The sequence below is a fragment of the Psychrobacter sp. TB20-MNA-CIBAN-0197 genome, assembly GCF_040309765.1.
Taxonomy (GTDB): Bacteria; Pseudomonadota; Gammaproteobacteria; order Pseudomonadales; family Moraxellaceae; genus Psychrobacter; species Psychrobacter submarinus.
This window is the reverse complement of record NZ_JBEOPC010000573.1, coordinates 1-273: the sequence shown is the minus strand read 5'-3', so window position 1 is coordinate 273 and position 273 is coordinate 1. Positions and strand designations below refer to the sequence as shown.

Genomic DNA, 273 nt, shown 5'->3' with positions numbered 1-273 from the left:
CAGCAATGGCGCGCACTTGCTGCTCAGTGACTTGCGTGACTCTAGCGGTCAACACGCTTTTGTTATCAGGTAGACGATAGTAAACATCTGCGTAGACAGGTTGAGTCATATAACGCACGACGGTATTGCCATTGTCAAAACGACGCAACTCACTGGCGTTAAAATCAATTTTTTCGATGGGCACAATACTAAAAGTCGAGCCAAATAAGCTACTAGCATCAGACAGCCAATAGTCACGCTGCATCTCATTATCTTGATGCGCAACCCCTTCAC

At 46.2% G+C, this 273-nt stretch carries 1 pseudogene; it reads right to left on the bottom strand.

Going from position 1 to position 273, the window contains the following annotated elements:
- Window positions 1-273 (bottom strand): annotated as a pseudogene (locus AAEY83_RS15020) (ATP-binding protein); the annotation flags it as partial.